We start from the raw sequence: 26,466 nt of genomic DNA, 5'->3' as shown, positions 1-26,466 counted from the left end.
CAGGCTCAGGCCAACGAGTAGATGTCTGATTGCGGAAAACACGTCGCCAACAAGGCAAACTCATGTCAAATCGGCTTAACCGCGAATGCGTCGCTCAATGAAGTCATAATCTTCCTGGCAATCGCCGGAAGGGTCTGACGCCACACTTACGTAGTGCACCGTGTCGACATCGATCAACTTGTACGTGTAGACATCTGGCATACGCACGCCATCGGTTCTCAATTCATTCTTGCCATTGGCAGCGGACCAGGTGCCATGTTCGGTTTGAATTGGCTGAGTCTGTTGGGCATCCCGGAAAAAGGTGATGGTGAAACGACCGTCGGGCTTGAAGTCATTTTTCCAGGAGAGGAACTGGCATTTGCCGTTTTCTGCCCGCAGGCCTTTCCATGAACCGATCAAGGATGGGTCGTTGGCCGACTTGTTGGCGGCGCAGCCAAGGAGAGTTGCAGCCAGGACGAGGACCAGGGAGAAATTCCGTTTCACGTAGTACTTCCTTGTTCAATGAAATGCGGCGCGTTGCGAATGCCCCGAGTCGTGCCAAATTGTAACGACTTTCGGCCAGGAATAACTCACTGCCTCCCATACAAATTCCTGCAACTGACTCAACGGGCGTTGGATACAGAACCCTGATCGGCCTGCGCCGAAAGCGGAACATCAAACACCCGATCAAACAGCCATTGAAAAACCAGCGAGTAAAAAAAGAAGAACACAAACAGTCCCAGATTGGTCATCAGCGCCAGCCATAGACTGATACCTAGCCACGCAGCAATCACCGGGGTAAGAATCAACGTCAAGCCGCCTTCAAATCCCAGGGAGTGAAGCAGCCGTCGCTGCCAGTTGCGATGGCGACTGGGTTGGCGACGTTCCCACCACTCGAACAGGCCGTTGAAAAGCATGTTCCAAGCCAGCGCGACGGCAGAAATCACCAGCGACAGCAGAGTTGAATAGCCCATCCCTTGTTCGTAGGTCAGCGCGAGCGCCGGGGCCACGAACAGCACGCCGCCGGCTTCGTAGAGGATGGCCTGAAGGATTTTACGGGGCGTGCCTTGCATCGCTGGGCTCCTGGAGCGAGGTGGGAGACCACAGCCTGGCAAGTTGAGCACCCGCGCACAATTGAGCTAAATTGAGCCACGCTCAACCTGAGTAACCTACCCACCCATGTTCGCCAAACTGCCCCTCACCGCCTTGCGCGGCTTCGAGTCCGCTGCACGACTGGGCAGCTTCAAGGCAGCGGCCCAGGAACTGAACGTCAGCCCGGCGGCGATCTCCCATCAGGTCAAAAGCCTTGAAGCCTTCCTTGGCGTGCGGCTGTTCGAACGCTCCAGCCAAAGCGTACGCCTGAGCGCCGATGGCGAGCGCCTTCAGCCGTTCATGCACCGCGCCCTGCTTGATATCCAACATGGCCTGCAGGTGCTGTCGCCGCCTTGTGCTGCCCAGTCCTTGGTGGTGAGCACGACGCCGGCATTCGCCAGCCTGTGGCTGATACCGCGGCTCGGGGATTTTCATCGGTTGTACCCCGAGATCGACGTCAGGCTGCATACCAGCAACGACGTGGTCGACCTGCAGCGTGACGCCAGCATCGACCTGGCGATCCGCGCCCTCTTCATGCCTGACCCACAGCTGTTCGAACAGCCTTTGCTGGACGAGTACTTTGGCGTGTATTGCCGTCCCGGCTGGCAACCGCCCGCAGCGGGCTCGTCCATCGAACTGATCGACGTGCCGTGGCTGAGCAGTGCAAAGGTGGCGGTCGACTGGCCTGCATGGTGCGCCAAAGCCAAGACCCTGGGCTGGCTGGAGAACGCGCGTTTTCGACGTTATGACGAGGAGCAGCATGCCCTGCAGGCGGCGATCGCCGGGCACGGGCTGGTGCTCGCCAGCAATGTGCTGGTTGCTGAGGCTGTTGCGCGTGGGGAGCTGGTTGATTATCGCCCTGAGGTTCGCTTGGCGGGTGCGCGGTATACGGTGGTGTGTGTGCCGGGACGGGAGCGGCAGACGGCGGTGCGGGGGTTTAGTGAGTGGTTGTTGGGGGTGATTAATGAGTAAAGCCTATTCGCAACTACAAACTTTCATTCTGCCTTCAGCGCCATGAAAGCATCGTTCCCGCAGAAGCTGGAAGTCCAAAAGCTGCGAGATGGAACTGCTTAAAAGTCCATCCATTATCGGTCCACCGAATAATCGTGATCTGCTCTCGCCCTGTAAAACTGAGCTATTCAATGTCCATATTGCTCCGGTACTCATCAAGCGGAATACCCGACCTGGAGCCGACAATGACCCCGGTCAAACCGCAGTCGGGACAGCACGCATGCCTGTCCTGATACCACTTAAGGATCTCGGAAGGCTTCAACCATAGACCGCATCCCGTACAAAGACAGCGTTCACTTGCCGCTATTTCTTCACGGTTGTTCCAACTATGGTTATCTGCCCACTCTGCTAGTATCTGAAGGCGCTTTTTTCTGTTTTCATCCATACCTGAGGCCTGTTCGGTACCATAATCCACCCAGCAGATCCTGAAAGCAGCACGTCGACCATCGTGGTCTGTCTCTGTCCCCCCGGACTCGTCTACCGACGAAACGAGCGACTGAAATTGCTGTTTCATAAGTGGGCATCCATTTAACTACGCAAGGCGTGCTTGCGGTACGCTTACCGAGGATCGCGAGGTGGAGCTACGATGCTGGACATATTAGTGGACTTCGTTCTCGAACCTGTGGCGCGGGCAATTTTTTATCCAATCGGTTGGCCGATAGTCAAGCTCATCAGTTGGGGCCGCTACCCGAGTAAAGGTATGTGGTTCAAGGATACGCCCGAGTCGAACTGGACGATGGGATTAGGAATTGCTGCTGTGGTGATTGCGATAATGGTGGCGCTGCACCAGTTCTAGACCCCGTATCCGTACAATGTTGGGTTTGAATGGAGACGAGGCTATTCGAAAGCCGTTTCCGCCGTTCTCTGCACAAAGTAAGTTCCCTGTCCGCGTTATCTACCTCAAGCATTCTGCCTCATGCTGATATTCCACCCTCAGCGAATCTGCTCCCCTTGACGTCTTATCCAAGAATACTGGAAGGTTTTAGGTTCGGCTCGATGGCTCCTCCGCCGGTAGCTGCCCAGATCAGCGCCGCAGCAATAAGTACAATGTCCAAGCACCTGGACCTGTTCACGACTTACACCACTCCCCGCCAGGTGATACAACGCATATTTTCGTAGATCGAACCAGGCTTCATTATGTGTGGCCTCGGGCTCGACCCATGGCGTATTCGCGGGTGGCACTCTGTGGGCCGTCCACGGAGGAGAATCGTTTTGCCAAAGATGGCTATCGGCATGTTCAATACGCTCGACAAACGTCCTGTTCACCTCATAACAACAGGGGCCGATGGAGGGGCCTATTGCTATTCGCAATCCAGCGAGAGGAGCACCTTCCTTCTCTAACCGGCTTAACGAATGGCCGAGGATGCCAGCTTTCAACCCCTGCCACCCGGCGTGGATTGCCGCTACAAGTGGTTGATCTACCGACGCCACCAACACCGGTAAGCAATCGGCAGTGATGACCGCTACTGCATCCCGAACTCCTCTTGAGAACAGTGCATCGGCGACAGGGCGTTCACCCCGCCCTACCACGTCAGCATCGATGATGACCGTACCATGAGCCTGAGTGCAGTAACGTGTTCCTTCCGGCAGCGTTAAATTTCCAGAAGTTTCGAAACCATGATCTATGCCGGGGATATCGAGCAGCAACGAGGCGTGGTAGGTCATAAAGCAGATCCTATTGATGGGAATCCGTGATACCGACGCAACTTCGGCATGGAGGGCGGATCAAGCCCGTAGATACCCGCGCCGCGCAGATGCCACGGAGTTATGGGCTTAAGTCCAGCGCCAGGGAGCGCAAGGTGACTTCGCAGGACGTTCTTTGGTCAGGGTGACGTGCTAGCCGAATTTAAACCTACTATGCCCCGGAAGAATCATACCGTTTGACAAACCGGCGCTCGTCGACCGCGTAACCGTGCTGTTGATAAAAAGTGTGAGCCTGTATTCGATGATCACTGCTAGTCACCTCAGCTCGGACGCAAAGCTGCTCTGTAAAAAACGCGTCAGCAGCGGAAACAAGCATTGCCCCTACTCCTTGTCCTCGGAAATTTTCATCAATGACAAGGGAAGTTATGCGTCCGAGCCTACCCGGCTGATGAAACAGCTCAAGTACGTGCAAGCTTATGACACCGACAATATTTTTACCGTCTTGTGCCAGCAGCACGGTATCGCGAGCGCTAAGCTCTAAAGCCTCAAGCTTATCTCGGATTAGCTTTTGCGAGACTTGGTAGCCTAACTGGCCTAGGAGTTTGGATACCGATTCTGCATCGGCTAGTAAGGCTTTTCGCACTTTCATGTTGTTCTCAACTGGGTATTGCATAGGCTCGCCCATCATTTGTATCCGAGCGGCGCAGGGATGCTACTCACTGGACAAAAATCGGTCGATGATCATCGAGACCGCTTGCACCGGAGAGGTCAAGGCTGTGTCTATGCAAAACGGAGCTTCCTCCCACTGCTCATATTCATGATCCAGTACAGACTGCCAAGTGGGTGGAGTCAGCCCGGGAACATCAACCATCCTTGTTTCGACCCGGCGCTGATGCTCATGTTTATCGGAGCAAATCACTTGGATATTTGCCAATCGAATACCAGCCTGTGAGGCGATTTCGCTCCACGCGACTCGGCTTTCGAGGACGGGATTGACACAATCAACAATGACTGTGCGCCCCAAACGAAGGTTGCTCAGGGCGAGCTCATTAGCAACCATGTAACCACTGCGTCCCACATCTCGCGCAAGAGCACCCGAGTTTCGAATCGCCTGTTCAATCGTATCGATCCGCAGGTACACGGCGCCTGTTGCAGCGGCAAGATCATTGGCGATAGTCGTTTTTCCGGTGCCGGGAAGGCCGCTGAAGACGATGAGCATTCCATGTCCTTCGATGAGTGAGCTAACCCAGTGTAGCCAGCAACCAGTTATGCGGCAGCGAGACCAAGGGACAGACTACGATTTTAAACTCGTACTGGACGCAATCTTTCACATCCCTTTCACAGCCGAGCGCCTATGGTCATCTCAGCTCCTAGTGAAACCCTTTTAGCCCGGCCTCCCCAGTCGGGCTTTTCTTTGCGCGCCAAAGGTACGCCGACGCCGTGAAACCAGGGACAAGACCACGATTTTGGCCCCCTTGTAATCGGCCCGTTTCATATCGTGGGTGTGACCCATTTCCCTTCATGCTTCAATGAAGAACCCTGCGACTCTCCCCAATCCTGATCCTGTCGAGCGCCCTGTTTAAAGCATCCAAGGCATCGAGCAGGGCTTTCGCCTCAGCCTCCCGACCATCGCCCCAGAGGCGTTCCGCCATTTTGTTCAGTGCCTGGATGGAGCGCTCAATGTCAGCAGCCGTCGCTGCTTTGCTTTCCTGAAGTTTCTTTGGCATTGATCAACCCTCCCTGGGGGCGTTGCTTCATCAGCTTCGACGCAGATACATCACGGCAGAACGCTATGCAGGTGCTCCCTACCCATCCCCCGCCGATGCCCCCAATCAGCGCTTCGCGGACTCACACTGGACGCGCTGGTCATGATTGTCGATATTCCCGCAACTACTGCTGCCGGTGGTGGCATTGCAGTAGGCGCGCTGGTCATGGTCATCAATGTTGCCGCAGGAACTGCTACCCGTCTCCGCGTTGCATCGCGCACGCAAGTCATGATTATCGATGTTGCCGCAACTGCTGCCGCCCTGCTTGGCATTGCAATAGGCACGCTGGTCATGATCATCAATGTTGCCGCAGGAACTGCCTCCCAGCTCTGCGTTACACGCCGCACGCAAATCGTGATTATCAATGTTCCCGCAACTGCTGCCGCTTTCCCTGGCATTGCAATAAGCGCGCTGGTCATGATCATCGATGTTGCCACAACCGGCAAAGGCGTAACCGCTGAACATCAATACCATCGCAAGAATCACTTTCATTTCATACGTTCCTGGGCCTGCCAGGAAACAGCCTGGCACTGGTTGATCCTGTTTTATTGAGCGTCGCGACACGCTATCAAATTGACATCATTTTAAGGAAAAGTTCCGGAGCCGGATTGAGTGAAGCTGGAGGGATGCAGCCGGGCGTGAGGTGGGAAACAGGGGGACAGACCACGATTTTGAGTTCATCTGTAATCAGCCCGTCTCATAATCGTGGCCTGCCCCGCGTCCCCTCAATCCTTTAACTCTCACCTCATCTACTCGCACCATAGAAGTGATTCAGCACTATTAGCTCAAACACAGCCACCAATGCGCAGAACGCGATGAAGCCGGGGCTGAAGACCCGCTTGGGCTTGGATGGGCCGTCGCCCAGCCAGGTCGCGTCGGAGTAAAAGGAAAACACTACGAGAAATACCAACAACGCATAGGTCCACGCCTTGCTCCAGACTCCCTGTGTTTTCCATTGAGTCATCCGCGCTCTTCCGCAACCCACTTTATTCGTCGACTCATGACGCCGGTTATCCAGGATCGCATTACTTGGTTTTTGCGCTCTTGATGTCACTGATGATTTTCTGAGAAATAGCCTGGACCTGCTCTTTGGTCATAGCCGACATGACACCTTCCCAAGCCGACGAGGACGTGTCATAGGTGCGAGTTCCAATCAGGTGACCCGATTTCAAGTCCGAGTAGTCGGCACTGGAATTGACCCACGCATTTCCCACCATGACCCCGGCTCCGTAGCGCGCGCCTGGAGTCAGGTAACGGAAATTGGTTACGTTGATCTTGATACCGACACCGTCCTTGCCCTCGAGGCTTGATGCCTGAGCCTCTTTAAGGCTGTAGCCGGCGCGAGTTGCTTCGACTTGCAGGGCGTCATTCCACTCTTGCTTCAAGCGAGGCCAGTCCTCGTTTTGTTGAACCTTGCTGTTGCCTTGAAAGTTTACGATCAGGTTCTGCTTGGCTGACTCCTGAATGACGAGCGTTTCAGTCCCGCCGCTTTTTACAGAGGCAGCGCATCCGCTCAACATCAAAACAGCTACCGCGCAGGACAGCGCAATCGAAAGCTTGGATGTGTTCATTGAATTTCCATATCCACAAAATCGGTTGAGAGAGGAGTTAAATATCCCGCCGAGCCAGATGGGCCCACATGCTGGACGCGCAGAATTTAGCACCATTACTTCGCTGCTACGAGCCAAGGGCGGGCCAGGTGCGTGCATTAATCTAGCGGCCTCAGAATCGTGGTTTGTCACTTCTTAGCGGCGCGAAACCAGCCCTTACGCAGGCGCCTATGGGCAGGTAACAGCCTTTCGAGCCTGCTTCTTGGTCCACAGCAGACGACCATTGATTCGTCCCTCAGACCATGACTCGGTAACCAGAGCGCAATTGCCGCTCAGGTTCTCAACAAACGACCTTGGATAACCTTCAGGCTCATCTCCACCCAGACGCATCCAATTTGGATCTGGCGAGGTCACTGATTGATAAGGCATGCAGGCTGCCAGTGTGACCAGCGAGAGAGTCAAAACTACCTTTTTCATATAAGTCCCAATCAATGGCAACACACCAGGCCACTATGTTGCCACCCAGCCATCTTAAAAACACACCTGAGCTGGCGTCTGTACCCACCCGAGAGCCGAGGAGAGCCGAGGAGAGCCGAGGAGAGCCGAGGACAGACCACGATTTTTATAGTCGTGGTCTGTCCTCGATCCTCTTCAACCAAACAATCATCGGCATTTTTCCGGCTTGAGATGAGGGGGACGGCATGGTCAAATAACCGATAGCCTTTTGCCATGGATATCTCAGTTGAAGCAGTACCGCGGACCTATCCTATTTTTTTCAGTAATGATCTCACTCTTTGTCCTGCTTCAACTCTGGCATGCACGGTCTGCTTCGGAAGACAAAAAGGAGGAGCGAGAACGCCAGCTTAAAGGGACCGCGCTCATCATGAATGCCCAGTCCCAGAAGACGGTCGATGACACTCGCCTTGATTCGGTGACCTATCAAGACGGGATCATGCGTATCTCCTACACGCTTACAAAAACCTCGAAAGATGAAATCAATTCCGACGCATTTACGAAAGACAAAAAAGCTCTTGCGGCCTCTGTATCCTGCGATGAAAAAGGTCTAGGACAGTTCGTGAAGTCGGGGCTCTTGATCAAATACACAATCAATGATTCAAGCAGTGCTCCGATCACTGACTTTCAGATAAGCAAGTCCGATTGCCTTTGAAGGTCAGCCCTGAATAAGCCCGCCTCTCTCGCGGGCTTTTTTATGCGTGCCGTACCCGCCCTCTCGACGTTTCCGCGCAGTCCGTCCCCTCGAACACATCCCACTGACTCCTCTTCGCCGCGTACGCAAAGACTGGGGACAGACTACGGTTTCGCTCATCCTCAGATCCTGGTCTGTCTCTGTTTCCCCCCACCACCGGATTGAGAATATAGGGGGGCGACCAAAATCAGCACTTTGACTTCCTGTATCCAACTGGATACGGTCATTCATGATTTACCGCATACAGCAAACGCAGACGTTCACTGCTTGGCATTCATCGGTCCGTGATCTGCGAGCAAAAAACGCTATTGCCCGCCGCATTGATCGCGCCGCAGCAGGTAACCTGGGTGATGTGAAACCTGTCGGTGATGGTATTTCAGAGTTGCGTGTGGATGTAGGCGCTGGCTACCGGGACTATTTCACCATGCGCGGTGGATTGGTCATCGTGCTACTGGCGGGTGGTGACAAGTCTTCACAGAGTGCTGATATCCGGCGAGCGAAGAAATTGGCAAAGGAGATTTGAACATGAGCCAACACCTGACGACATTTGACATGGCGGCACTACTCGATAGCGACGAAGCCATCAGTGAATACCTTTCCCAAGTGCTGGCTGATGGTGATAGCGAGGAGTTTCTCCGAGCGATCGGCTATGTCGCCAAGGCCCGCGGAATGGCGCAGATCGCTAAGGACTCTGGCATGGGGCGAGAAAGCTTGTACAAGGCGTTCGCACCCGGATCAAAGCCGAGATTTGATACCGTACTCAAGGTCATTCATGCGCTAGGCATTGATCTTCATGCGCAGCCTGGGCATGCCGCTAATCATTCACCTGCCTGACGAACGGATTAGACAGATACAAGAAGCCTGGCACTGGGACCGAGTGACGTTGGGAACAAACCACGATTTTGTATCCGCCGACAATCAGCCCGTCCACAATCGTGGTTTGTCCCCGTTTTCCCTCGCAAGAACGGTAATCAGCGCTCCAGACCGGGCAAAGCATGGGCCAGGCTCGTCGGCCACAGGGTTAAGCAGCCCTGCGTACGCAGTTTAAGCAATGCTGATCGCAGTAAGAACCAACAGCCATGCGAGGGAAACCGGGGACAGGCCATGATTTGAAATAACTTTACTTGGCTCTCACAATCGTGGCCTGTCCCGGTTTTCTCTATTTAGAAGGTTTGTGCACCGGCAGGGTTGGATGTTTCGGCTTATTTTCCGGGTTTACGTGGCGCCTTCTATCATCCTTACCATCGTCGCGCGCTGGCTTAGGTCCCGGTTTGATGTTGGTTAGCATGCATTTCCCCTTGTGTCCGCAAATTGATTTCGATGTGAAATAGAAAGACGGTGGCGGTGCATCTACCGCGCAACCTTTCTGAGCTTCGCAAAAAATACGTAGCGTCAATTTGCTATGAGTCAAGGCAACGAGCGATCAGGACACAGTCGCTTGAGGAACCGAGCTTGGTGGATCCTGCATAATCGCGGTCTGTCCTTAGATTTGATTATCTTCTGGTGTGATGCTTCGTGTTTAGCAATTGAAAAGTAAATTGCACCGGGCACACCACCCTTCAGCTGCGCTCCGGTTCATTGGAAAACGGAGGAGAGGATGACTTGTATCGGCAACCGTCAAAACCAGTGAGAATCCTATGAATCTACGCCGAATCTCGTCGGCTGGAACGCTCATGCCTGCCCCATCGACTATTTGAATAACGCCGCCCGACACCATGCTGTCAATCTGTTGCCACTCACACTGCCAGCCTGTTACCCACGTGAAGTCTCGAATTTGATAGTCGCCGGTGGCGCTTTGGCATTGAGCGAGCTTCTTGTTGGAGAGGTCAAAGACAAAAAATATGGGGCTTGGATAGCCGAGCAGTTGAGTATCGTCAAGGCTCAGACCTTCTTTTAGGTTGATGGATGCTACAAGTGCTTTTGCTCGTCTCTTGCGCTGTATCAAGTGCCATATGGCGAGGCAAAAAATAGAAACAGAAGCCAGGAAGAGCTGACGTCCATCGACTGAAAGCTTATCGGGCCAAAACTCTATCATGCCCCACAAGAGTCCTATCGTCGTAAGCCCCGATAACCAAGCGGCGGGGATCACTATACTGTTAGCGAGGCTAGCTCCGAGCGTCCTCAAACAGCTTGTCATACTGCATCCAATATCATTTATAGAAGAACTCGTAGGTTATCACTCACAGGGCGCTGACTTATGGGAAAAGGGAAGGGATTTATTTTCTAGTCGGCAGTTGATCCAAGCGAATCCACTCGATGAAAGCTCTCAGCGCAGCGAAGCAAAAAATCAATCTACCCCCTTTTTTTCCTCATTCGACTTGACCAGCACGCGAGGTAGTGAACACCAGCAGAGAACGGCCAGAAGTGGTCATCTGAAATGCCCCCGCCCCTCACATCGCCTTGGAAGAGATCGCATGTGCCAACCCAAAACGTACCTTGAGCAAACGCGGCTAGGCGCGTTCACGTCGCTATAGTCGACTCTATTGCCGACCGTACTTCCAGGAGCCTTTTCCCAGTGTCTGACATGTCGCCCAACTTCGCTTACACAAAACGCTTCAACGCCGTCCTCGCCTACATTAATGAGAATCTCGAAGGTGATCTGTCGGTGAATACGTTGAGCCATGTGGCGAACTTTTCGGCATTTCACTTCCATCGACAATTCACCGCGTTCGTAGGCGTGCCTGTTTCACGTTATGTGCAACTGATGCGATTACGACGCGCGGCGCACCGCCTAGCCGCCGCCGCTGATCACTCGGTACTGGAGGCCGCACTCGGTGCCGGCTTCGAAAGCCCGGAGGCATTTTGCAGGGCGTTCAGGCGGGCGTTCGGTATGACGCCGAGTGCGTTCAGGAAGGAGCCGAACTGGCAGGTCTGGAATGCGGTGTTCGCAATCCCTCATTTTTCCAGGACTATCATCATGCAAATACGAATCGTGCAATTCCCTGAAGTCAGGGTCGCAGCATTTGAACACTGCGGGCCCGCCGGGCTCGTCAATGAGAGCGTGCGCAAGTTCATCGAGTGGCGTAAGCAGAGCGGACAGTCGCCGGTGGCGTCGAGTCGCAGCTTTGGCATTCCCTATGGCAACCCCGATACGACACCTGCGCAAGCATTCCGATTCGCCATCTGCGGCGAGATTCACGAGGCCGTGGCGCCGAATGAGTTCGGCGTGCGCGAAATCGTCATTCCCGGCGGTCGCTGCGTCGTGGTACGACATATGGGGTCACCGGATCACATCGGCGAAACGATCTATCCGATTTACCGCGATTGGCTTCCTGCCAGTGGAGAGGAACTTCGTGACCAGCCGCTGTTCTTCCATTACCTGAGCATCTACCCCGAGACACCGCAGGATCACTGGCAAACTGATGTGTATGTTCCGCTGCAATAGCGGGGCAAGCAGCCTTCCCCCCAAAGCTCGTAAAGGCTCCAAGGCAACCGTCAACAAGAGCGTCTTGCCCACGCCATCGGCCTAAGGTGATTTCGTCAAGACGTACCTACCGGACGGCTACTGAACCAGGGACGAGGCCCTGATGATTTTTAGACCAGGCTTATCCGGTCTGCTTGACGGATTAAGCGGTGCTGTACCACGCTCAGGGAGCGTGGCGGAAAGTAGAACGAGAAACCTGGCGTATAGGAAAGGCCAGGTCGGCATCAGAAAGAGGCCGCGATTGCTTGGGCGAATTGCTGGTCAGACATCAGCGGTGGCTTGTATGCCGTATGGTAATAGCGTAGTGCCTGCTCAAACTGAGCGCCGCGAATCTCGCCATCTGAGCCAATGAATGCAAGCGCGTCGGCCTTGGCGGGCTTGAAGTTTCTTGCAGCCACCTCAGAAAGCCCGGTAGTTAAAGAAAGGACAGTGGTTGGAGCTAATGTGATCATCATCATCGAGTGTTCATACGAGCCTTTAGGTTCCGCGGCTGTATAAGCGCTGATTGATACCGTGATGGCGATTACCAAGGTCTTCCATGAACCCATACTTCGATACTTCCATTGCGATCAAAGGGTTGATATCGGTGGTCGCTTTTCCAAAGCGTTTCCAAACGCAACAAAAAAGGGCCCACCTTTCGGTGAGCCCTTCTAGACCGCCCAGCAGAGCGGATTTTGTTTGGTAGGCGCGATTGGACTCGAACCAACGACCCCCACCATGTCAAGGTGGTGCTCTAACCAACTGAGCTACGTGCCTGCTGTGAGGCGGCATTCTACGGAATTCCGGAGGGGTGTCAACACCTTTTTTTCACCTAACCCTATGAATATGCAAAATATTTAATTTCACCAAGGCAACGAAGATTTTGCGGTAGCTGGCGGCCGATTTTTATCTCGGGTAGGATCGCTGCATTCGTAAAAAATATAAAACAGAGGTTGCAGAATGGCGAACACATCCTATCCAGCGTCCTATTACGCCGCGTCGGCCAACCCGGTTCCTCCGCGCCCTGCCCTGCAGGATGACGTCGAGACGGATGTTTGCGTGATCGGCGCTGGTTACACCGGCCTGTCCTCTGCACTGTTTTTGCTGGAGAACGGTTTCAAGGTCACCGTGCTTGAGGCCGCGAAGGTCGGTTTTGGGGCTTCGGGTCGCAATGGCGGGCAGATCGTTAACAGTTATAGCCGCGACATTGATGTGATCGAACGCAGCGTTGGCCCTCAACAGGCGCAGTTGCTAGGCAACATGGCGTTCGAGGGTGGACGGATCATTCGCGAGCGAGTGGCGAAGTATCAGATTCAGTGTGATTTGAAGGACGGTGGTGTATTCGCCGCCCTTACCGCTAAACAGATGGGCCACCTGGAGTCGCAGAAGCGTTTATGGGAGCGATTCGGGCATACCCAGCTGGAGCTGCTGGATCAGCGGCGTATTCGCGAGGTGGTGGCTTGCGATGAGTATGTGGGCGGCATGCTCGATATGAGCGGCGGGCATATTCATCCGCTCAACCTGGCCTTGGGCGAAGCGGCGGCTGTGGAGTCGCTGGGCGGGGTGATTTATGAGCAATCGCCAGCAGTGCGCATCGAGCGGGGTCCCAGCCCGGTTGTGCATACGCCACAGGGCAAGGTCAGGGCCAAGTTCATTATCGTGGCGGGCAATGCTTACCTGGGCAATCTGGTGCCAGAGCTGGCGGCCAAATCCATGCCTTGTGGTACGCAGGTGATTGCCACCGCGCCGTTGGGCGATGAACTGGCTCATAGCCTGCTGCCTCAGGATTATTGCGTCGAAGACTGCAACTATCTGCTCGATTACTACCGACTGACGGGCGACAAACGTCTGATCTTCGGGGGCGGCGTGGTGTATGGCGCTAGGGATCCGGCGAACATTGAGGCGATCATTCGGCCGAAGATGCTCAAGGCCTTTCCGCAGCTCAAGGATGTGAAGATCGATTACGCCTGGACCGGAAATTTCCTGCTGACGTTGTCGCGTCTTCCGCAGGTCGGGCGGCTGGGGGATAACATTTATTATTCCCAGGGCTGCAGTGGCCATGGCGTGACGTATACGCATCTGGCGGGTAAGGTCCTGGCTGAGGCGCTGCGAGGTCAGGCTGAGCGTTTTGATGCGTTTGCGGACCTGCCCCACTACCCCTTCCCCGGCGGTCAGTTGTTGCGTACGCCATTTGCGGCGATGGGGGCTTGGTATTACGGGTTGCGGGATAAATTGGGGTTCTGAGAACGACAACACATCACCAAAGGGCTGCTTCACGCAGCCCAGCGGGGCGGTGCGACGTTTCGCTAAATCCCCTCGCCACGGGCCTGTTCCAATCTTTCAAATCGCAAAAACAAAAAACCCCGGTCTTTCGACCAGGGTCTTTGCTATCGACTAGAAGTAGCTTTGCAGCTTGCTTCTTAGCTTCAAGGCGTTCAGTGGGCCTCGAAGCAGATATGGCGCAGCGGACGGGACTCGAACCCGCGACCCCCGGCGTGACAGGCCGGTATTCTAACCGACTGAACTACCGCTGCGTATCGCTATGAACTTGCGTCCAGTTAACTCGTCTGATCCAAACCCTTGGGCTTGAATCTCGAACCAGGCGAAGCCTACTTCGGAAAATATGGCGCAGCGGACGGGACTCGAACCCGCGACCCCCGGCGTGACAGGCCGGTATTCTAACCGACTGAACTACCGCTGCGCGTCGGTGGAGGCTTTTGACAGCTTCCGTCTTGCTTTCGCAAAACTCTCGTAAAACATGGTGGGTGATGACGGGATCGAACCGCCGACATTCTGCTTGTAAGGCAGACGCTCTCCCAGCTGAGCTAATCACCCTTTGCTTCGTTGAGGCCGCGAAATTTACGCAGGTACCGAAGCTAAGTCAATAGCAGGGTTGAAGTTTTTTCAAAACAGTTTCAAACGGCACCCGCAACCGCACTTACGTATAAATCATTTTCTTGGTCATGCCGCCGTCCACCACGAACTCCTGCCCCGTGACAAAACCGGCATTGCGCGACAACAGCCACGCCACCATCGCCGCCACGTCCTCTACCGTACCTACCCTGCCCGCTGGATGCTGGGCGTGATCGGCGTCGGTCAGCGGCTGTGCACGACGCTGGGAGGGATCGCGCGCGTCGATCCAGCCAGGGCTGACAGCGTTGACCCGGATCTCCGGCCCGAGGCTGATTGCCAGGGCATGAGTCAGGGCCAGCAAGCCGCCCTTGCTCGCCGCATAGGCTTCGGTGTCGGGTTCCGATTGCGCAGCGCGGGTCGAGGCCAGGTTGACGATGGCGCCGTTGTGAGCGCGCAGATACGGCGCGCAGTGCTTGGCCAGCAGCATCGGCCCACCCAGATTCACCGCCAGGACCCGATTCCAATAGGCCAGGTCCAGGCTTTCCAGAGTGATGTTGTGCGGGTCGGCGATGGCCGCGTTGCACACCAGCGCGTCGAGCCGCCCGAACTGCCCGAGCACCTCGGCGATACCGGTGGCGACCTGCGCCTCGTCCGCCACGTCCATGGCGATGAACCAGGCATTGTCGCCCAGGGTCTTCGCCACCTTGGAACCGCGCTCGCGGTCCAGGTCGGTCAGCACCACCTGCCAGCCTTCACAGATCAACCAGGCAGCGATGCCCAGGCCGATGCCCCGTGCGGCGCCCGTAACCAGTGCAACCCGGCCATGAGTGCCGCTCGGCGGCGTAGCCAGCTCGATCACAAGGCCGCCAACCCGCGGGCCAGGTCGGCTTGCAGATCGGCCACGTCTTCCAGACCGACCGCAACGCGGATCAGGCTGTCACGAATACCCGCCGATTCACGTTCCTGGGGCGACAGGCGACCGTGGGACGTGGTGCTCGGGTGGGTGATAGTGGTCTTGGTGTCACCCAGGTTGGCGGTGATGGAAATCAACCGGGTCGCGTCGATGAAGCGCCAGGCGCCCTCCTTGCCCCCCCTGACCTCAAAGCTCACCACCGCACCGAAACCGCGCTGCTGACGCAAGGCCAAGTCATGTTGCGGATGGCTCTTGAGGCCGGCGTAATGCACTTTCTCGATGCCGTCCTGCTGCTCCAGCCACTCGGCCAGGGCCTGGGCATTGGCGCAATGAGCTTTCATGCGCAGGCCGAGGGTTTCCAGGCCCTTGAGGAAGATCCAGGCGTTGAACGGGCTGAGAGTGGGACCTGCGGTGCGCAAAAAGCCCACCACTTCCTTCATCTGCTCGCTACGACCGGCCACCACGCCACCCATGCAACGGCCCTGGCCGTCGATGAACTTGGTTGCCGAATGCACCACCACGTCCGCGCCCAACTTCAGCGGTTGTTGCAGCGCCGGGGTGCAGAAGCAGTTATCGACCACCAGCATGGCGCCCTTGGCATGGGCGATTTCCGCCAGCGCGGCGATGTCCACCAGCTCGGCCAGGGGGTTGGAAGGCGACTCGACGAACAGCAGCTTGGTATTGGCCTTGATTGCCGCATCCCAAGCGGACAGGTCCGCCAGGGGCACGTAATCGACTTCCACGCCAAAGCGCTTGAAGTACTTTTCGAACAGGCTGATGGTCGAGCCGAAGACGCTGCGCGACACCAGCACGTGGTCGCCAGCGCTGCACAGGCTCATCACCACGGCCATGATCGCGGCCATGCCGGTGGCAGTGGCCACAGCTTGCTCGGCGCCTTCCAGGGCGGCGATGCGCTCCTCGAAAGCCCGCACGGTCGGGTTGGTGTAGCGCGAGTAGACGTTGCCCGGCACTTCGCCAGCAAACCGTGCGGCTGCATCGGCAGCAGTGCGGAACACGTAGCTGGAGGTGAAAAACATCGGATCGCCATGTTCGGCTTCCGGTGTACGGTGCTGACCCGCGCGAACCGCCAGGGTATAGAACGCTACGCCCTCAAGGTCGCTGTCCAGCCGACCGGCATCCCAATCCTGACTCATGCTGTCACTCCTGAAATCGGTTTAAACGCAAACCGGCCCCTCAGGGCCGGTTGGTTAATCAATTGTTGTACAGATCGATGATCGCGCTGACCGCCTGAGTCTTGGCCTTGGACGCATCGTTACGTGCGTTCTCGATCTTGTTCAGGTAGGCCTCGTCGATGTCGCCGGTGACGTACTTGCCATCGAATACCGCGCAATCGAAGTGCTCGATCTTGATCTTGCCGCCACCGACCGCTTCGATCAGGTCCGGCAGGTCCTGGTAGATCAACCAGTCGGCGCCGATCAGGTCGGCCACGTCCTGGGTGGTACGGTTATGAGCGATCAGCTCATGGGCACTCGGCATGTCGATGCCGTAGACGTTAGGGTAGCGCACAGCCGGGGCCGCAGAGCAGAAATACACGTTCTTGGCACCGGCTTCACGGGCCATCTGGATGATCTGCTTGCACGTGGTGCCACGCACGATGGAGTCGTCCACCAGCATCACGTTCTTGCCGCGGAATTCCAGTTCGATGGCGTTGAGCTTCTGGCGTACGGACTTTTTCCGTGCAGCCTGGCCCGGCATGATGAAGGTCCGGCCGATGTAGCGGTTCTTCACGAAACCTTCGCGGAACTTGACGCCCAGGTGGTTCGCCAGCTCCAGGGCCGCAGTGCGGCTGGTGTCGGGGATCGGGATGACCACGTCGATGTCATGATCCGGACGCTCGCGCAGGATCTTGTCGGCCAGTTTTTCACCCATGCGCAGGCGGGCCTTGTAGACCGAGACGCCGTCGATGATCGAGTCCGGACGCGCCAGGTAGACATGTTCGAAGATGCACGGGGTCAAGGACGGGTTGGTCGCGCACTGACGGGTGTGCAGCTTGCCGTCTTCAGTGATGTAGACCGCTTCGCCCGGGGCCAGGTCGCGAATCAAGGTGAAACCCAGCACGTCCAGGGACACGCTTTCGGAGGCGATCATGTATTCGACGCCTTCGTCGGTGTGACGCTGGCCGAACACGATCGGGCGGATACCGTGGGGATCGCGGAAACCGACGATGCCGTAGCCGGTGATCATCGCCACCACCGCATAGCCGCCGACGCAACGGTTGTGCACGTCGGTCACGGCGGCGAACACGTCTTCCTCGGTAGGCTGCAGCTTGCCGCGCTGGGCCAGTTCGTGAGCGAACACGTTGAGCATCACTTCCGAGTCGGAATTGGTGTTGACGTGGCGCAAGTCAGATTCGTAGATCTCCTTGGCCAGTTGTTCGACGTTGGTCAGGTTGCCGTTGTGCGCCAAGGTGATGCCGTACGGCGAGTTGACGTAGAACGGCTGGGCTTCAGCCGACGTCGAGCTGCCCGCGGTCGGGTAGCGCACGTGGCCGATACCCATGTGACCGACCAGGCGCTGCATGTGGCGCTGGTGGAACACATCACGCACCAGGCCGTTGTCCTTGCGCAGGAATAACCGGCCGTCATGGCTGGTCACGATACCGGCAGCGTCCTGGCCGCGGTGCTGGAGCACGGTTAGCGCGTCATACAGCGCCTGATTGACGTTCGACTTACCGACGATACCGACGATGCCACACATGCGACGCAACCCCTACTTAATGGATCTGAACTGAACAACACTTACTGCGGCGTTTTGGCCATCGGCAAGAGGTGTTCCTTGAACGGTATTTCAGCGGGTACGCTGATACCGCTGGCAAGCCACTGACTGCTCCAACCCAGGATCAGGTTTTTGGACCAGTCTGCGACCAATAGAAATTGTGGCACGAGCCGGGACTCCTGCCACCACGTATCCTGCTGTACCGGCCCCAGGCTCAAGAGCCCGACGGCCACGACCACCAGCAACGCGCCACGCGCGGCGCCAAAGGCCATGCCCAGGAACCGGTCCGTCCCGGAAAGCCCGGTGACGCGAATCAGTTCGCCGATCAGATAATTGATCATTGCGCCAACCAGCAAGGTGGCGATAAACAAGATGGCACAGCCCGCGATCACGCGAGCCGACGGAGTTTCGATGTATCCGGCGAGGTACTGGGACAGCGAACCACCAAACATCCAGGCTACGACTCCCGCGATGATCCAGGTCAGCAGCGAGAGGGCTTCCTTGACGAAGCCGCGGCTCAGACTGATCAATGCGGAGATGGCGACGATCGCAACGATCGCCCAGTCAACCCAGGTAAATGGCACGGTGCAGCCTACGGACGGATAAGGCGGCGCATTTTAGCAGAGCGCAGGGCTGTCGGTAAGCTGCACGATTCAAATCAGCTAAATCGCTGTCAGCCGCGCTCTGGCTGGAAGCGCACCACAAAACCCTTGAGGTTCTGCTGGCGGCTGAGCAGATCACGCAGGCGGTCGGCTTCGGCACGCTCGATCAGCGGGCCGACAAACACCCGATTCTTGCCATCGGCGGAACGGATGTAGGCGTTGTAGCCCTGGCTGCGCAGGGTTTTCTGCAAGTTCTCGGCACTTTCGCGACTGGTCAGGCTGGCCAGTTGCACCGACCAACTGACCGACAGGCCATTGGCATCCACGCGGCTTTGCGTGGTGTCCGGCTTGGTCGTGGCGGCGGTAATCGGCTGGCTTGGGGCCGGCTTGACCGCTGGAGCGGCCGGAACGGGGGCTGGGGCTGGAGCCGGAGCGACTGACGGCTTGTTCGGTGCGGCAGGCGCAGGCGTTGCGGGTGCAGGTGCAGGCGCTATCGGCATCGACGGCGCCGATTGCTCGGCCAGCTCCTCGTCGCTCGGGACAGGTTCCTGAGGCAATGCCTGGGGCTCGGGCACCGCCACGGGTTCGACTTGCACAGGCGGCACCGAAGGCGCCTGGGGCGCGGCTGGCGCGTCAACCGTGACCTGGCGTTGCTCGTCCTGACGGGAAAACAGCATCGGCAGGAAAATCACCGCCAGGGCCACCAACACCAGGGCCCCGACCATGCGCTGCTTGTACGCCTTATCCAGCAATGCCATCTGCAGCCTCCTCCGTGGAGCGCCGGGCCAACCATTGAAGGGCCTCGGCAACACAAAAAAATGATCCGAACAGCAGGATTTCATCATCGGCCGTCGCCAGGGCGCACTGCCCTTCCAAGGCATCGGCCACGCTAGCGTAGGCTTGCACTGAAGCGCCATGGCGCTGCAAGGCTTCCTGCAACTGCGCCGCGGTACGCGAGCGCGGCGAATCCAGTGGCGTCACCGCCCAATGCTGGACACTAGCACCCAACGCCTCGACAACGCCATCCAGATCCTTGTCGGACAGCAGCCCGAACACCGCCAGGCGCCGCCCCACCACGGGCCGCCGTGCCAGGCGCTCGGCCAGGTACTGCGCCGCGTGGGGGTTATGGCCGACATCCAGCAACAGGTTCAGACGCTTGCCTTGCCAATCGAACCGACGACGATCGAGGCGCCCGACCACACGGGTCGCCTGCAGCGCCTGGACGATTTGCCCGGCATCCCATGGCAAGCCCAGCAACAGGTAGGCCTGGAGCGCCAGGGCGGCGTTTTCCATCGGCAGGTCCAGCAAGGGCAGATCGTGCAATTCCACCGGATTGCCCTGCAGGTCGCTGCCGCGCCATTGCCAGTGCTGCTCGGTCATCGCCAGGTCGAAATCCCGCCCGCGCAGAAAGAACGGGCAGTTCAATTCGCGAACCTTGTCCAGCAACGGCTGGGGAGGATTGAGATCGCCGCAGAGCGCAGGCGCGCCCTGGCGAAAGATGCCGGCCTTCTCGAAGGCCACGGATTCGCGGGTATCGCCCAGGTAATCGGCATGGTCCACGCCAATGCTGGTGACCAGTGCAATGTCTGCGTCCACCAGGTTGACCGTATCCAACCGTCCGCCCAGGCCGACCTCCAGCACGACCGCATCGAGACCGGCATGGGCAAACAACCAGAACGCCGCCAGGGTGCCCATCTCGAAATAAGTGAGGGTTGTATCGCCTCGCCCGGCTTCCACCGCGGCAAAGGCTTCGCACAGCTGGGCGTCAGAGGCTTCGACGCCGTTCACCTGCACCCGCTCGTTGTAGCGCAGCAGGTGCGGCGAGCTGTAGACACCGACGCTCAGCCCCTGGGCCCGCAGCAGCGAAGCCACGAAGGCGCAGGTCGAACCCTTGCCGTTGGTGCCAGTGACGGTGATGACCCGGGGCGCCGGCTTGGCCAGTCCCATGCGGGACGCTACCGTTTGCGAGCGCTCCAGCCCCATGTCGATGGCCGATGGATGCAACTGCTCGAGGTAGGCAAGCCAGTCGCCCAGGGTGCGTTGGGTCATAGCCCGGCAGGCACTGGCGGAACCACGATCGGCTCGATCGGTGCGGCGACGAATTTCGGCGTCGGCAGACCCATCAGTTGTGCCAGCAGGTTGCCCAGGCGCGGACGCAGCTCCTGGCGATGGATGATCATGTCAATGGCACCGTGCTCCAGCAGGAACTCGCTGCGCTGGAAGCCTTCCGGCAGTTTTTCACGCACGGTCTGCTCGATCACACGCGGGCCGGCAAAGCCGATCAGGGCTTTCGGCTCGCCGACGATCACGTCGCCCAGCATCGCCAGGCTGGCGGAAACACCACCGTAGACCGGATCGGTCAGCACCGAGATGAACGGAATGCCTTCTTCGCGCAGACGCGCCAGCACCGCGGAGGTCTTGGCCATTTGCATCAGGGAGATCAGCGCTTCCTGCATCCGCGCACCGCCGGAAGCGGCGAAGCAGATCATCGGGCAACGGTTTTCCAGAGCGTAGTTGGCGGCACGAACGAAGCGCTCACCGACGATGGCGCCCATGGAACCGCCCATGAAGGAAAATTCGAAGGCCGAGACCACCACCGGCATGCCCAGCAGGGTGCCACTCATGGATATCAGCGCATCTTTTTCGCCGGTCTGCTTCTGGGCAGCGGTCAGGCGGTCCTTGTATTTCTTGCCATCGCGGAATTTCAGGCGATCCACTGGCTCCAGGTCGGCACCCAGCTCAACACGGCCTTCGGCATCGAGGAAAATGTCGATACGGGCACGCGCGCCGATGCGCATGTGGTGGTTGCACTTGGGGCAAACGTCCAGGGTCTTTTCCAGTTCGGGACGGTACAGCACCGCCTCGCAGGATGGACATTTGTGCCACAGACCTTCAGGCACCGAGCTTTTCTTCACCTCGGAACGCATGATCGAAGGGATCAGTTTGTCTACCAACCAGTTGCTCATGCTTTCTTTCTCCAGTACCGGCGGCCCGAACGCTTTGGTTCGCGGCCCCGCGTATGCCCTTGAGCTAAATTCATTGTGCGGCGAGTCGAGGGGCCGCCACGGTCAGTGCAAAACATGACCTGCGTGCAACCCAACCTTCCTCAGCCATCCCGGCAACCGCACGGCGGCTACCACTTCGCTATCGGCCCACCCGGAGGCGGCACCTGCCTGCTTTGTACAGTGCTGGTATGGACGGCGGCAGTCTGCCAGCCGTCACATTGACGACTGGCTACTGCGCACAGCGGCCATGAATGCACGAATCTTTGCAGGGTCCTTGATGCCCTTGCTCTGCTCCACACCTCCGCTCACGTCCACCGCGTAAGGGCGAACCTGGCGAATGGCCTGAGCCACGTTGTCCACGGTCAGGCCACCGGCCAGGATAATCGGTTTGTCCAGGCCTTGGGGCACCAGCGACCAATCGAACGCTTCACCGGTCCCTCCGGGAACGCCTTCCACATAGGTGTCCAGCAAAATGCCGCTGGCACCGGCGAAAGTTGCGCAACTGGCGGCAATGTCATCCCCGGCCTTGACCCGCAACGCCTTGATGTATGGGCGATGCCAGCCCTCGCAATCGGCCGGGGCCTCGTCGCCATGGAACTGCAACAAACCCAGCGGCACCGCATCGAGTATTTCGCCCAACTCGCAACGACTGGCATTGACGAACAGGCCCACCGAGGTCACGAACGGCGGCAGGGCCTCGATGATCGCCCTCGCCTGCTGCACCGTCACCGCGCGCGGGCTCTTGGCGTAAAACACCAGCCCGATGGCATCGGCCCCGGCCTCGACCGCCGCCAACGCGTCCTCGACGCGGGTGATCCCGCAAATCTTGCTGCGAACGACCGGCATGGTGGGTAAAACCTCAGGCAAATCCGTGAAAGTCCCGGATGGTAGCAAATGCTGCGGAGGGCGTCAGCCGTCGAGTTCCGAGAAGCCCGTGAGGAAATGTGGCCCGATGTAACGCTCCGGCAGCTCGAATTCATCGCGATATTCGACCTGTACCAGGTACAAGCCAAACGGGTGCGCCGTGACGCCACCGGAGCGTCGGATGCGACTGTCGAGCACTTCCTTGATCCACTCCACCGGCCGTTCGCCAGCACCAATGGTCATCAGCACGCCGGCAATGTTGCGCACCATGTGATGCAGGAACGCGCTGGCGCGGATGTCGAGCACGATCATCTTGCCGTGACGGGTCACGCGCAGGTGATGCAACTCTTTGATCGGCGACTTGGCCTGGCACTGGCCGGCACGGAAGGCGCTGAAATCATGGACGCCGACCAGGTATTGCGCGGCCTCGGCCATGCGCTCGACGTCCAGCGGGCGGTGATTCCAGGTGATTTCTTCGTTCAGGTGCGCCGGGCGGATCTGATCGTTGTAGATCACGTAGCGATACCGCCGGGCGATGGCCTTGAAGCGTGCATGAAAGTGCGCCGGCATCACCTTGGCCCAACTGACGCTGACATCGTGGGGCAAGTTGATGTTGGCGCCCATCACCCAGGCCTTCATCGAGCGCTCGGCCTGGGTGTCGAAATGCACCACTTGGCCGCAGGCATGCACACCAGCATCGGTACGACCGGCGCAATGCAGCGACACGGGCGAGTCGGCGACTTTGGACAGGGCGTTTTCAAGGGTTTCCTGCACCGTCAATACACCGGAAGCCTGGCGCTGCCAGCCACGATAGCGCGAGCCTTTGTATTCAACGCCCAAGGCGATCCGGAAAAAGCCGTCGGCCGCCATTTCGGCGGCCGGGTTGTCTATGTTTGCCAAGAAATTACAGCCTGCTGAGGTACGCAAAGGCGGGCATTATAAGGCCGATGGCTTGGGATGCCAGTCCGACGGGTGATCCTGTGTTGAATGAGCTGACGCTATCGCGAGCAAGCTTTGCTCCCACCACCCCCCCTGTGGGAGCCGAGCTTGCTCGCGATAGCGGTGGGTCAGCTTGCATTGATGTTGAATGTACCTTGGTCATCGAGAGCAAGCTTTGCTCCCACCGCAAATCCCCTGTGGGAGCGAGCCTGCTCGCGATGAGGCCAGTCCAAACACCCGCAAATCCCGCCACAAACAGAAACGGCAGCCTCACCGGCTGCCATTCTTGTATAACCACTGACTCAAGCCAAGCGCGACAACATCTCCTGCGCTTCGCTCTTCTGGGTGGCGTCGCCTTCGCTGAGGACTTCGCCGAGGATGTCGCGGGCGCCGTCGTTGTCGCCCATGTCGATGTAGGCCTGGGCCAGATCGAGCTTGGTCGCCACTTCGTCGGTACCGCTAAGGAAGTCGAAGTCCGGCTCGTCTTCAGCACCGACCAGGGCATCTTCGGCGGTAAACGTCGGCTGGCCCAGGCTGTCGGACAGGCGATCCAGCTCGGCGTTTACATCATCCAGCTCGGACTCGAAGGCATCCTTGGGCGCATCGTGCGCGTCCATTTCGTCAGACAGGGACAGATCGAAGTCCGCCGGCAGTTCGAGATCGTCGGCTGGGGTGTCAGCCAAGGCTGGCGCTTCAGTCGCAGGCAAATCCAGGCCCTTGAGATCGTCGCCCAGGTCCAGCAGGAAGTCTTCGTCGTCGAGCGCCGGGATCGGGGTCGGCGCATCGGCGCCCAGGTCCAGGTCGAATTCCGACAGGTCGTCCAGGCTTTCGTTGGCTTCAGTCTGCTGCTTGAGCACCGACTCGAAACTCAGGTCGTCGTCTTCCGGGAACGCGTCCAGCTCAGCGACAGGCTCTGGCATCGGCGCAGCCGGGGTCGTTTCCAGGTCATCCAGGCTCAGGTCGAAGGCGCTGTCCAGCTCTTCGTCGGTCGGTGTCTTGTCTTCCAGCAGCTCCTTGACGTACTGCGCGTCCAGCTCTGCTGCCACTGTCGCGGCGGCCAAGCCTGCCGAGGTGGCGATCACCATGGCCGGGAAACGGCTTTTCAGCTGTTCGACCTGGGCGAAGTTTTCGCCATTGGCCACCAACTGGCGTTCCTGGGCGACGAAGGCGTCGCGGTCGCCCTGCTGACCGTAGACTTCCATCAGCTTCAGGCGCAGGTCGCTGCGCTGGGGCTCGGCCTTGATGCCTTGTTCAAGCAGGTCGGCGGCCTGGTTCAAGCGGCCGCGATCGATATGGGACTGGGCCTGGGGCAGCACGTCGTCGGAGCGCTCGGCAGCCGGAGCCACCAATGGCGCTGCGATAGGCGGTGTGACCACCACAGGCGCAACCACTGGAGCCGGCTTGGGGACTGGCGCAGGGGCAGGCACGGGTTTTGGCTCAAGTTTTACGCTTGGCGGCGGAACATCAATGCCCTCGAAGCTGCTCGGGGGCAGATCGAGCTCCGGGGAGAAGTCAGCCTCCTCCTCGAGGGCCCGGGCCATGCGCAAGTGTTTTTCCGCTTCCTGCTGGGCCTTGCGGCGACGGGCGAGCAACAACAGCAACAACAGCAGGAGCAGCGCGCCGCCGCCAATCAATCCCAGCAGGATCGGATTGGTCAGCAGGTCGTTGTATTTTTGCTCGTTGGACGCGGCAGGCGTCGGCTCGACCGGAGTGGCAGGCGGCGTCGCTTCCGGGGCTGCCTCTGGCGCAGGTGCAGCCGCCGGGGCCTGTGCCGCTGGCGCAGGAGTCAGCTCTGCGGACATTGCAGGAGGTGCCTCGCCAGCAGGAGGAACGGCGGCACCTTCGGCCTGCATCTTGGCCAGTTGGTTGTTCTTCAGCTCGATCAGGCGCTGCAGTTTGTCCAGTTGGCTCTGCAGATCCGCCATGCGGCTTTTCAGTTCTTCGTTATCCCGGCGAGCCGAGTCGAGGCTTTCCTGGGTGACTGCAAGCTTGTTGGTGAGCGCCTGGGCATCGCCGGCAGCGCCCTTGCCCTTGCCGCCCGCCTTCGCTGAGTCAGCCGACACCAGGCTCAAGTTGTCGCGGCCGGCAGCCTGTGCCGGCGCGCCGTCACCACGGCCACGCTTGGTAGCATCCAATTGCTGCTTGCCAGCACCCGCCACGCTACGACGACCCGAGCGCCAGGCGGCGTTCTGCGCAGCCACTTCAGCGATGGCCTGGGGTTGCGGCAATGCAGTGCTTTGCACCGGGTCCGGCAGGCGCAATACCTGGCCGGTCTTGAGCAGGTTGATGTTGCCGTTGATGAATGCGTTCGGGTTCAACGCCTGGATCGCCAGCATGGTTTGCTGGACCGATCCACCGTTACGCACCTTGGCGGCGATTTCCCACAGGGTATCGCGCGGCGTGGTGGTGTATTGCGAAGGCTTGGTCGCCCCGGTGACCGGCGTGGACACCACCTGAGGCGGTTTCGCCCGGGCGGCGTCGGCGGCCTGTGGCGAGAATTTGGAAGGATCGAGCAATACGCTGTAGTCGCGCAGCAGACGGCCGTTGGGCCACATCACCTGCACCAGGAACTTGACCATCGGTTCAGACAGCGGCCGGCTGGACGTTACCCGCAGGACGCTCTTGCCATTGGCGTTGATCACCGGGGTGAAGCTCAGGTCATTGAGAAAGGCCTGGCGGTCGACGCCGGCCTTGGCGAAGTCATCGGGCGAGGCCAGGCTCGGCACGACTTCGGCAGCGGTCAGTTGCTGGACGTCGAGCAACTCGATCTCGGCGACCAGAGGCTGGTTCGGCGTCGACTTCAGGGTCAATTCCCCGAGCCCGAGCGCTTGCGCCATACCGGAGGACAGCGCCGAGGCGGCCGCTATTGCTAACACCAGTTTGCGAACTTGAACCATAGCCT

The 26,466-nt window shown here is 58.4% G+C and carries 28 protein-coding genes and 4 tRNA genes; 7 read left to right on the top strand and 25 right to left on the bottom strand.

The genetic code is table 11. From position 1 onward, the window contains the following. Positions 1-75: 75 nt before the first annotated feature. Together KGA89_RS09480 and KGA89_RS09475 are read right to left on the bottom strand one after the other, a co-directional pair. Positions 76-483 (bottom strand): hypothetical protein, encoded by a 408-nt coding sequence (locus KGA89_RS09480; protein ID WP_100264114.1) that lies wholly within the window; start codon positions 481-483, stop codon positions 76-78. Positions 484-602: 119 nt separating this feature from the next. Further along, complete coding sequence (locus KGA89_RS09475; RefSeq protein ID WP_013693812.1) at positions 603-1,052, bottom strand: PACE efflux transporter; 450 nt, start codon at positions 1,050-1,052, stop codon at positions 603-605. A gap of 106 nt (positions 1,053-1,158) precedes the next feature. On the opposite strand from KGA89_RS09475, the gene KGA89_RS09470 reads away from it, so the two are divergent. Both KGA89_RS09470 and KGA89_RS09465 read left to right on the top strand, forming a co-directional pair. Next, a complete protein-coding gene (locus KGA89_RS09470) occupies positions 1,159-2,043 on the top strand; it encodes a LysR substrate-binding domain-containing protein (protein ID WP_100264115.1) in 885 nt (294 codons plus the stop codon). 625 nt (positions 2,044-2,668) lie between these two features. Continuing rightward, entirely contained in the window at positions 2,669-2,878 is a 210-nt protein-coding gene (locus tag KGA89_RS09465; protein WP_003203789.1) for a hypothetical protein, read from the top strand. A gap of 137 nt (positions 2,879-3,015) precedes the next feature. Here KGA89_RS09465 and KGA89_RS09460 read toward each other — a convergent pair whose 3' ends face one another. From KGA89_RS09460 to KGA89_RS09430, 7 genes are all read right to left on the bottom strand, one after another. After that, positions 3,016-3,747: a polyphenol oxidase family protein gene (locus KGA89_RS09460; protein ID WP_003203790.1), complete on the bottom strand. Its 732-nt coding sequence runs from the start codon at positions 3,745-3,747 to the stop codon at positions 3,016-3,018. Positions 3,748-3,937: 190 nt separating this feature from the next. Then, positions 3,938-4,375: a GNAT family N-acetyltransferase gene (locus KGA89_RS09455; protein WP_033028208.1), complete on the bottom strand. Its 438-nt coding sequence runs from the start codon at positions 4,373-4,375 to the stop codon at positions 3,938-3,940. Positions 4,376-4,438: 63 nt separating this feature from the next. Beyond that, the gene (locus KGA89_RS09450) at positions 4,439-4,945 is read right to left on the bottom strand and encodes an AAA family ATPase (RefSeq protein WP_038858727.1); all 507 of its coding nucleotides are present in this window, start codon (positions 4,943-4,945) and stop codon (positions 4,439-4,441) included. 307 nt (positions 4,946-5,252) lie between these two features. Next, the gene (locus tag KGA89_RS09445; protein ID WP_013693816.1) at positions 5,253-5,453 is read right to left on the bottom strand and encodes a hypothetical protein; all 201 of its coding nucleotides are present in this window, start codon (positions 5,451-5,453) and stop codon (positions 5,253-5,255) included. A 105-nt stretch (positions 5,454-5,558) separates the two neighbouring features. Next, complete coding sequence (locus KGA89_RS09440; protein ID WP_223471362.1) at positions 5,559-5,984, bottom strand: hypothetical protein; 426 nt, start codon at positions 5,982-5,984, stop codon at positions 5,559-5,561. Between the two features lie 253 nt (positions 5,985-6,237). After that, the gene (locus tag KGA89_RS09435; protein WP_043042785.1) at positions 6,238-6,456 is read right to left on the bottom strand and encodes a hypothetical protein; all 219 of its coding nucleotides are present in this window, start codon (positions 6,454-6,456) and stop codon (positions 6,238-6,240) included. 61 nt (positions 6,457-6,517) lie between these two features. Next, complete coding sequence (locus KGA89_RS09430) at positions 6,518-7,063, bottom strand: DUF4410 domain-containing protein (RefSeq protein WP_043042784.1); 546 nt, start codon at positions 7,061-7,063, stop codon at positions 6,518-6,520. A 721-nt stretch (positions 7,064-7,784) separates the two neighbouring features. Between KGA89_RS09430 and KGA89_RS09425 the strand changes: the two genes are divergently transcribed. The 3 genes from KGA89_RS09425 to KGA89_RS09415 all read left to right on the top strand — a co-directional run bounded on the left by KGA89_RS09425 (position 7,785) and on the right by KGA89_RS09415 (position 9,083). Next, complete coding sequence (locus tag KGA89_RS09425; RefSeq protein ID WP_223471360.1) at positions 7,785-8,210, top strand: hypothetical protein; 426 nt, start codon at positions 7,785-7,787, stop codon at positions 8,208-8,210. Between the two features lie 268 nt (positions 8,211-8,478). Then, complete coding sequence (locus KGA89_RS09420; RefSeq protein ID WP_038858735.1) at positions 8,479-8,772, top strand: type II toxin-antitoxin system RelE/ParE family toxin; 294 nt, start codon at positions 8,479-8,481, stop codon at positions 8,770-8,772. Between the two features lie 2 nt (positions 8,773-8,774). Next, complete coding sequence (locus KGA89_RS09415; protein WP_038858737.1) at positions 8,775-9,083, top strand: addiction module antidote protein; 309 nt, start codon at positions 8,775-8,777, stop codon at positions 9,081-9,083. A 685-nt stretch (positions 9,084-9,768) separates the two neighbouring features. On the opposite strand, the gene KGA89_RS09410 is transcribed toward KGA89_RS09415, so the two are convergent. Then, positions 9,769-10,284, bottom strand: a complete 516-nt coding sequence (locus tag KGA89_RS09410; RefSeq protein WP_223471358.1) for a hypothetical protein — start codon at positions 10,282-10,284, stop codon at positions 9,769-9,771. A 489-nt stretch (positions 10,285-10,773) separates the two neighbouring features. On the opposite strand from KGA89_RS09410, the gene KGA89_RS09405 reads away from it, so the two are divergent. Next, complete coding sequence (locus tag KGA89_RS09405) at positions 10,774-11,634, top strand: AraC family transcriptional regulator (RefSeq protein WP_263292939.1); 861 nt, start codon at positions 10,774-10,776, stop codon at positions 11,632-11,634. Between the two features lie 263 nt (positions 11,635-11,897). On the opposite strand, the gene KGA89_RS09400 is transcribed toward KGA89_RS09405, so the two are convergent. After that, positions 11,898-12,221 (bottom strand): DUF2388 domain-containing protein, encoded by a 324-nt coding sequence (locus KGA89_RS09400; RefSeq protein WP_223471356.1) that lies wholly within the window; start codon positions 12,219-12,221, stop codon positions 11,898-11,900. Positions 12,222-12,352: 131 nt separating this feature from the next. Next, positions 12,353-12,429 (bottom strand) — tRNA-Val (locus KGA89_RS09395). A 183-nt stretch (positions 12,430-12,612) separates the two neighbouring features. Here KGA89_RS09395 and KGA89_RS09390 point away from each other — a divergent pair. Further along, entirely contained in the window at positions 12,613-13,896 is a 1,284-nt protein-coding gene (locus tag KGA89_RS09390) for an NAD(P)/FAD-dependent oxidoreductase (RefSeq protein WP_027912980.1), read from the top strand. Positions 13,897-14,109: 213 nt separating this feature from the next. On the opposite strand, the gene KGA89_RS09385 is transcribed toward KGA89_RS09390, so the two are convergent. From KGA89_RS09385 to KGA89_RS09325, 13 genes are all read right to left on the bottom strand, one after another. Beyond that, a tRNA-Asp gene (locus KGA89_RS09385) sits at positions 14,110-14,186 on the bottom strand. Between the two features lie 90 nt (positions 14,187-14,276). Next, positions 14,277-14,353 (bottom strand) — tRNA-Asp (locus KGA89_RS09380). Between the two features lie 58 nt (positions 14,354-14,411). Next, positions 14,412-14,487: transfer RNA gene (locus tag KGA89_RS09375), tRNA-Val, on the bottom strand. A 103-nt stretch (positions 14,488-14,590) separates the two neighbouring features. Further along, positions 14,591-15,364 (bottom strand): SDR family oxidoreductase, encoded by a 774-nt coding sequence (locus KGA89_RS09370; protein WP_003203835.1) that lies wholly within the window; start codon positions 15,362-15,364, stop codon positions 14,591-14,593. After that, positions 15,361-16,572: an O-succinylhomoserine sulfhydrylase gene (locus KGA89_RS09365; RefSeq protein WP_223471355.1), complete on the bottom strand. Its 1,212-nt coding sequence runs from the start codon at positions 16,570-16,572 to the stop codon at positions 15,361-15,363. The genes KGA89_RS09370 and KGA89_RS09365 overlap by 4 nt, the downstream gene beginning before the upstream one ends. Positions 16,573-16,630: 58 nt before the next feature. Then, positions 16,631-18,136: an amidophosphoribosyltransferase gene (purF, locus tag KGA89_RS09360; RefSeq protein ID WP_003203840.1), complete on the bottom strand. Its 1,506-nt coding sequence runs from the start codon at positions 18,134-18,136 to the stop codon at positions 16,631-16,633. 41 nt (positions 18,137-18,177) lie between these two features. Next, complete coding sequence (locus KGA89_RS09355) at positions 18,178-18,738, bottom strand: CvpA family protein (RefSeq protein ID WP_003179770.1); 561 nt, start codon at positions 18,736-18,738, stop codon at positions 18,178-18,180. Positions 18,739-18,827: 89 nt separating this feature from the next. After that, positions 18,828-19,514, bottom strand: coding sequence for an SPOR domain-containing protein (locus tag KGA89_RS09350; RefSeq protein WP_223471354.1), 687 nt, complete (start codon positions 19,512-19,514; stop codon positions 18,828-18,830). Beyond that, entirely contained in the window at positions 19,498-20,805 is a 1,308-nt protein-coding gene (gene folC / locus KGA89_RS09345; RefSeq protein ID WP_223471353.1) for a bifunctional tetrahydrofolate synthase/dihydrofolate synthase, read from the bottom strand. The genes KGA89_RS09350 and folC overlap by 17 nt, the downstream gene beginning before the upstream one ends. Next, on the bottom strand, positions 20,802-21,722 hold the full coding sequence (accD, locus tag KGA89_RS09340; RefSeq protein ID WP_003203847.1) for an acetyl-CoA carboxylase, carboxyltransferase subunit beta: 921 nt from the start codon (positions 21,720-21,722) through the stop codon (positions 20,802-20,804). The genes folC and accD overlap by 4 nt, the downstream gene beginning before the upstream one ends. Before the next feature lie 252 nt (positions 21,723-21,974). Then, complete coding sequence (locus KGA89_RS09335) at positions 21,975-22,607, bottom strand: phosphoribosylanthranilate isomerase (protein ID WP_223471352.1); 633 nt, start codon at positions 22,605-22,607, stop codon at positions 21,975-21,977. A gap of 63 nt (positions 22,608-22,670) precedes the next feature. Then, the gene (gene truA, locus KGA89_RS09330) at positions 22,671-23,495 is read right to left on the bottom strand and encodes a tRNA pseudouridine(38-40) synthase TruA (RefSeq protein WP_223471386.1); all 825 of its coding nucleotides are present in this window, start codon (positions 23,493-23,495) and stop codon (positions 22,671-22,673) included. Positions 23,496-23,866: 371 nt separating this feature from the next. Then, entirely contained in the window at positions 23,867-26,461 is a 2,595-nt protein-coding gene (locus tag KGA89_RS09325) for a FimV/HubP family polar landmark protein (protein ID WP_223471351.1), read from the bottom strand. Positions 26,462-26,466 lie beyond the last annotated feature (5 nt).

It is taken from the genome of Pseudomonas sp. A-RE-22, from assembly GCF_019956035.1.
Lineage (GTDB): Bacteria > Pseudomonadota > Gammaproteobacteria > Pseudomonadales > Pseudomonadaceae > Aquipseudomonas > Aquipseudomonas brassicacearum.
This window is presented reverse-complemented; position numbering and strand designations above follow the sequence as displayed.

What these genes read in the sequence shown, in the direction of transcription:
- KGA89_RS09475 (WP_013693812.1), bottom strand. Translation starts at nt 1,052, where the DNA reads ATGCAAGGCACGCCCCGTAAAATCCTTCAGGCCATCCTCTACGAAGCC.
- KGA89_RS09470 (WP_100264115.1), top strand. Translation starts at nt 1,159, where the DNA reads ATGTTCGCCAAACTGCCCCTCACCGCCTTGCGCGGCTTCGAGTCCGCT.
- KGA89_RS09465 (WP_003203789.1), top strand. Translation starts at nt 2,669, where the DNA reads ATGCTGGACATATTAGTGGACTTCGTTCTCGAACCTGTGGCGCGGGCA.
- KGA89_RS09460 (WP_003203790.1), bottom strand. Translation starts at nt 3,747, where the DNA reads ATGACCTACCACGCCTCGTTGCTGCTCGATATCCCCGGCATAGATCAT.
- KGA89_RS09455 (WP_033028208.1), bottom strand. Translation starts at nt 4,375, where the DNA reads ATGAAAGTGCGAAAAGCCTTACTAGCCGATGCAGAATCGGTATCCAAA.
- KGA89_RS09450 (WP_038858727.1), bottom strand. Translation starts at nt 4,945, where the DNA reads ATGCTCATCGTCTTCAGCGGCCTTCCCGGCACCGGAAAAACGACTATC.
- KGA89_RS09445 (WP_013693816.1), bottom strand. Translation starts at nt 5,453, where the DNA reads ATGCCAAAGAAACTTCAGGAAAGCAAAGCAGCGACGGCTGCTGACATT.
- KGA89_RS09440 (WP_223471362.1), bottom strand. Translation starts at nt 5,984, where the DNA reads ATGAAAGTGATTCTTGCGATGGTATTGATGTTCAGCGGTTACGCCTTT.
- KGA89_RS09435 (WP_043042785.1), bottom strand. Translation starts at nt 6,456, where the DNA reads ATGACTCAATGGAAAACACAGGGAGTCTGGAGCAAGGCGTGGACCTAT.
- KGA89_RS09430 (WP_043042784.1), bottom strand. Translation starts at nt 7,063, where the DNA reads ATGAACACATCCAAGCTTTCGATTGCGCTGTCCTGCGCGGTAGCTGTT.
- KGA89_RS09420 (WP_038858735.1), top strand. Translation starts at nt 8,479, where the DNA reads ATGATTTACCGCATACAGCAAACGCAGACGTTCACTGCTTGGCATTCA.
- KGA89_RS09415 (WP_038858737.1), top strand. Translation starts at nt 8,775, where the DNA reads ATGAGCCAACACCTGACGACATTTGACATGGCGGCACTACTCGATAGC.
- KGA89_RS09410 (WP_223471358.1), bottom strand. Translation starts at nt 10,284, where the DNA reads ATGATAGAGTTTTGGCCCGATAAGCTTTCAGTCGATGGACGTCAGCTC.
- KGA89_RS09405 (WP_263292939.1), top strand. Translation starts at nt 10,774, where the DNA reads ATGTCGCCCAACTTCGCTTACACAAAACGCTTCAACGCCGTCCTCGCC.
- KGA89_RS09400 (WP_223471356.1), bottom strand. Translation starts at nt 12,221, where the DNA reads ATGGGTTCATGGAAGACCTTGGTAATCGCCATCACGGTATCAATCAGC.
- KGA89_RS09390 (WP_027912980.1), top strand. Translation starts at nt 12,613, where the DNA reads ATGGCGAACACATCCTATCCAGCGTCCTATTACGCCGCGTCGGCCAAC.
- KGA89_RS09365 (WP_223471355.1), bottom strand. Translation starts at nt 16,572, where the DNA reads ATGAGTCAGGATTGGGATGCCGGTCGGCTGGACAGCGACCTTGAGGGC.
- purF (WP_003203840.1), bottom strand. Translation starts at nt 18,136, where the DNA reads ATGTGTGGCATCGTCGGTATCGTCGGTAAGTCGAACGTCAATCAGGCG.
- KGA89_RS09350 (WP_223471354.1), bottom strand. Translation starts at nt 19,514, where the DNA reads ATGGCATTGCTGGATAAGGCGTACAAGCAGCGCATGGTCGGGGCCCTG.
- folC (WP_223471353.1), bottom strand. Translation starts at nt 20,805, where the DNA reads ATGACCCAACGCACCCTGGGCGACTGGCTTGCCTACCTCGAGCAGTTG.
- accD (WP_003203847.1), bottom strand. Translation starts at nt 21,722, where the DNA reads ATGAGCAACTGGTTGGTAGACAAACTGATCCCTTCGATCATGCGTTCC.
- KGA89_RS09335 (WP_223471352.1), bottom strand. Translation starts at nt 22,607, where the DNA reads ATGCCGGTCGTTCGCAGCAAGATTTGCGGGATCACCCGCGTCGAGGAC.
- truA (WP_223471386.1), bottom strand. Translation starts at nt 23,495, where the DNA reads ATGGCGGCCGACGGCTTTTTCCGGATCGCCTTGGGCGTTGAATACAAA.
- KGA89_RS09325 (WP_223471351.1), bottom strand. Translation starts at nt 26,461, where the DNA reads ATGGTTCAAGTTCGCAAACTGGTGTTAGCAATAGCGGCCGCCTCGGCG.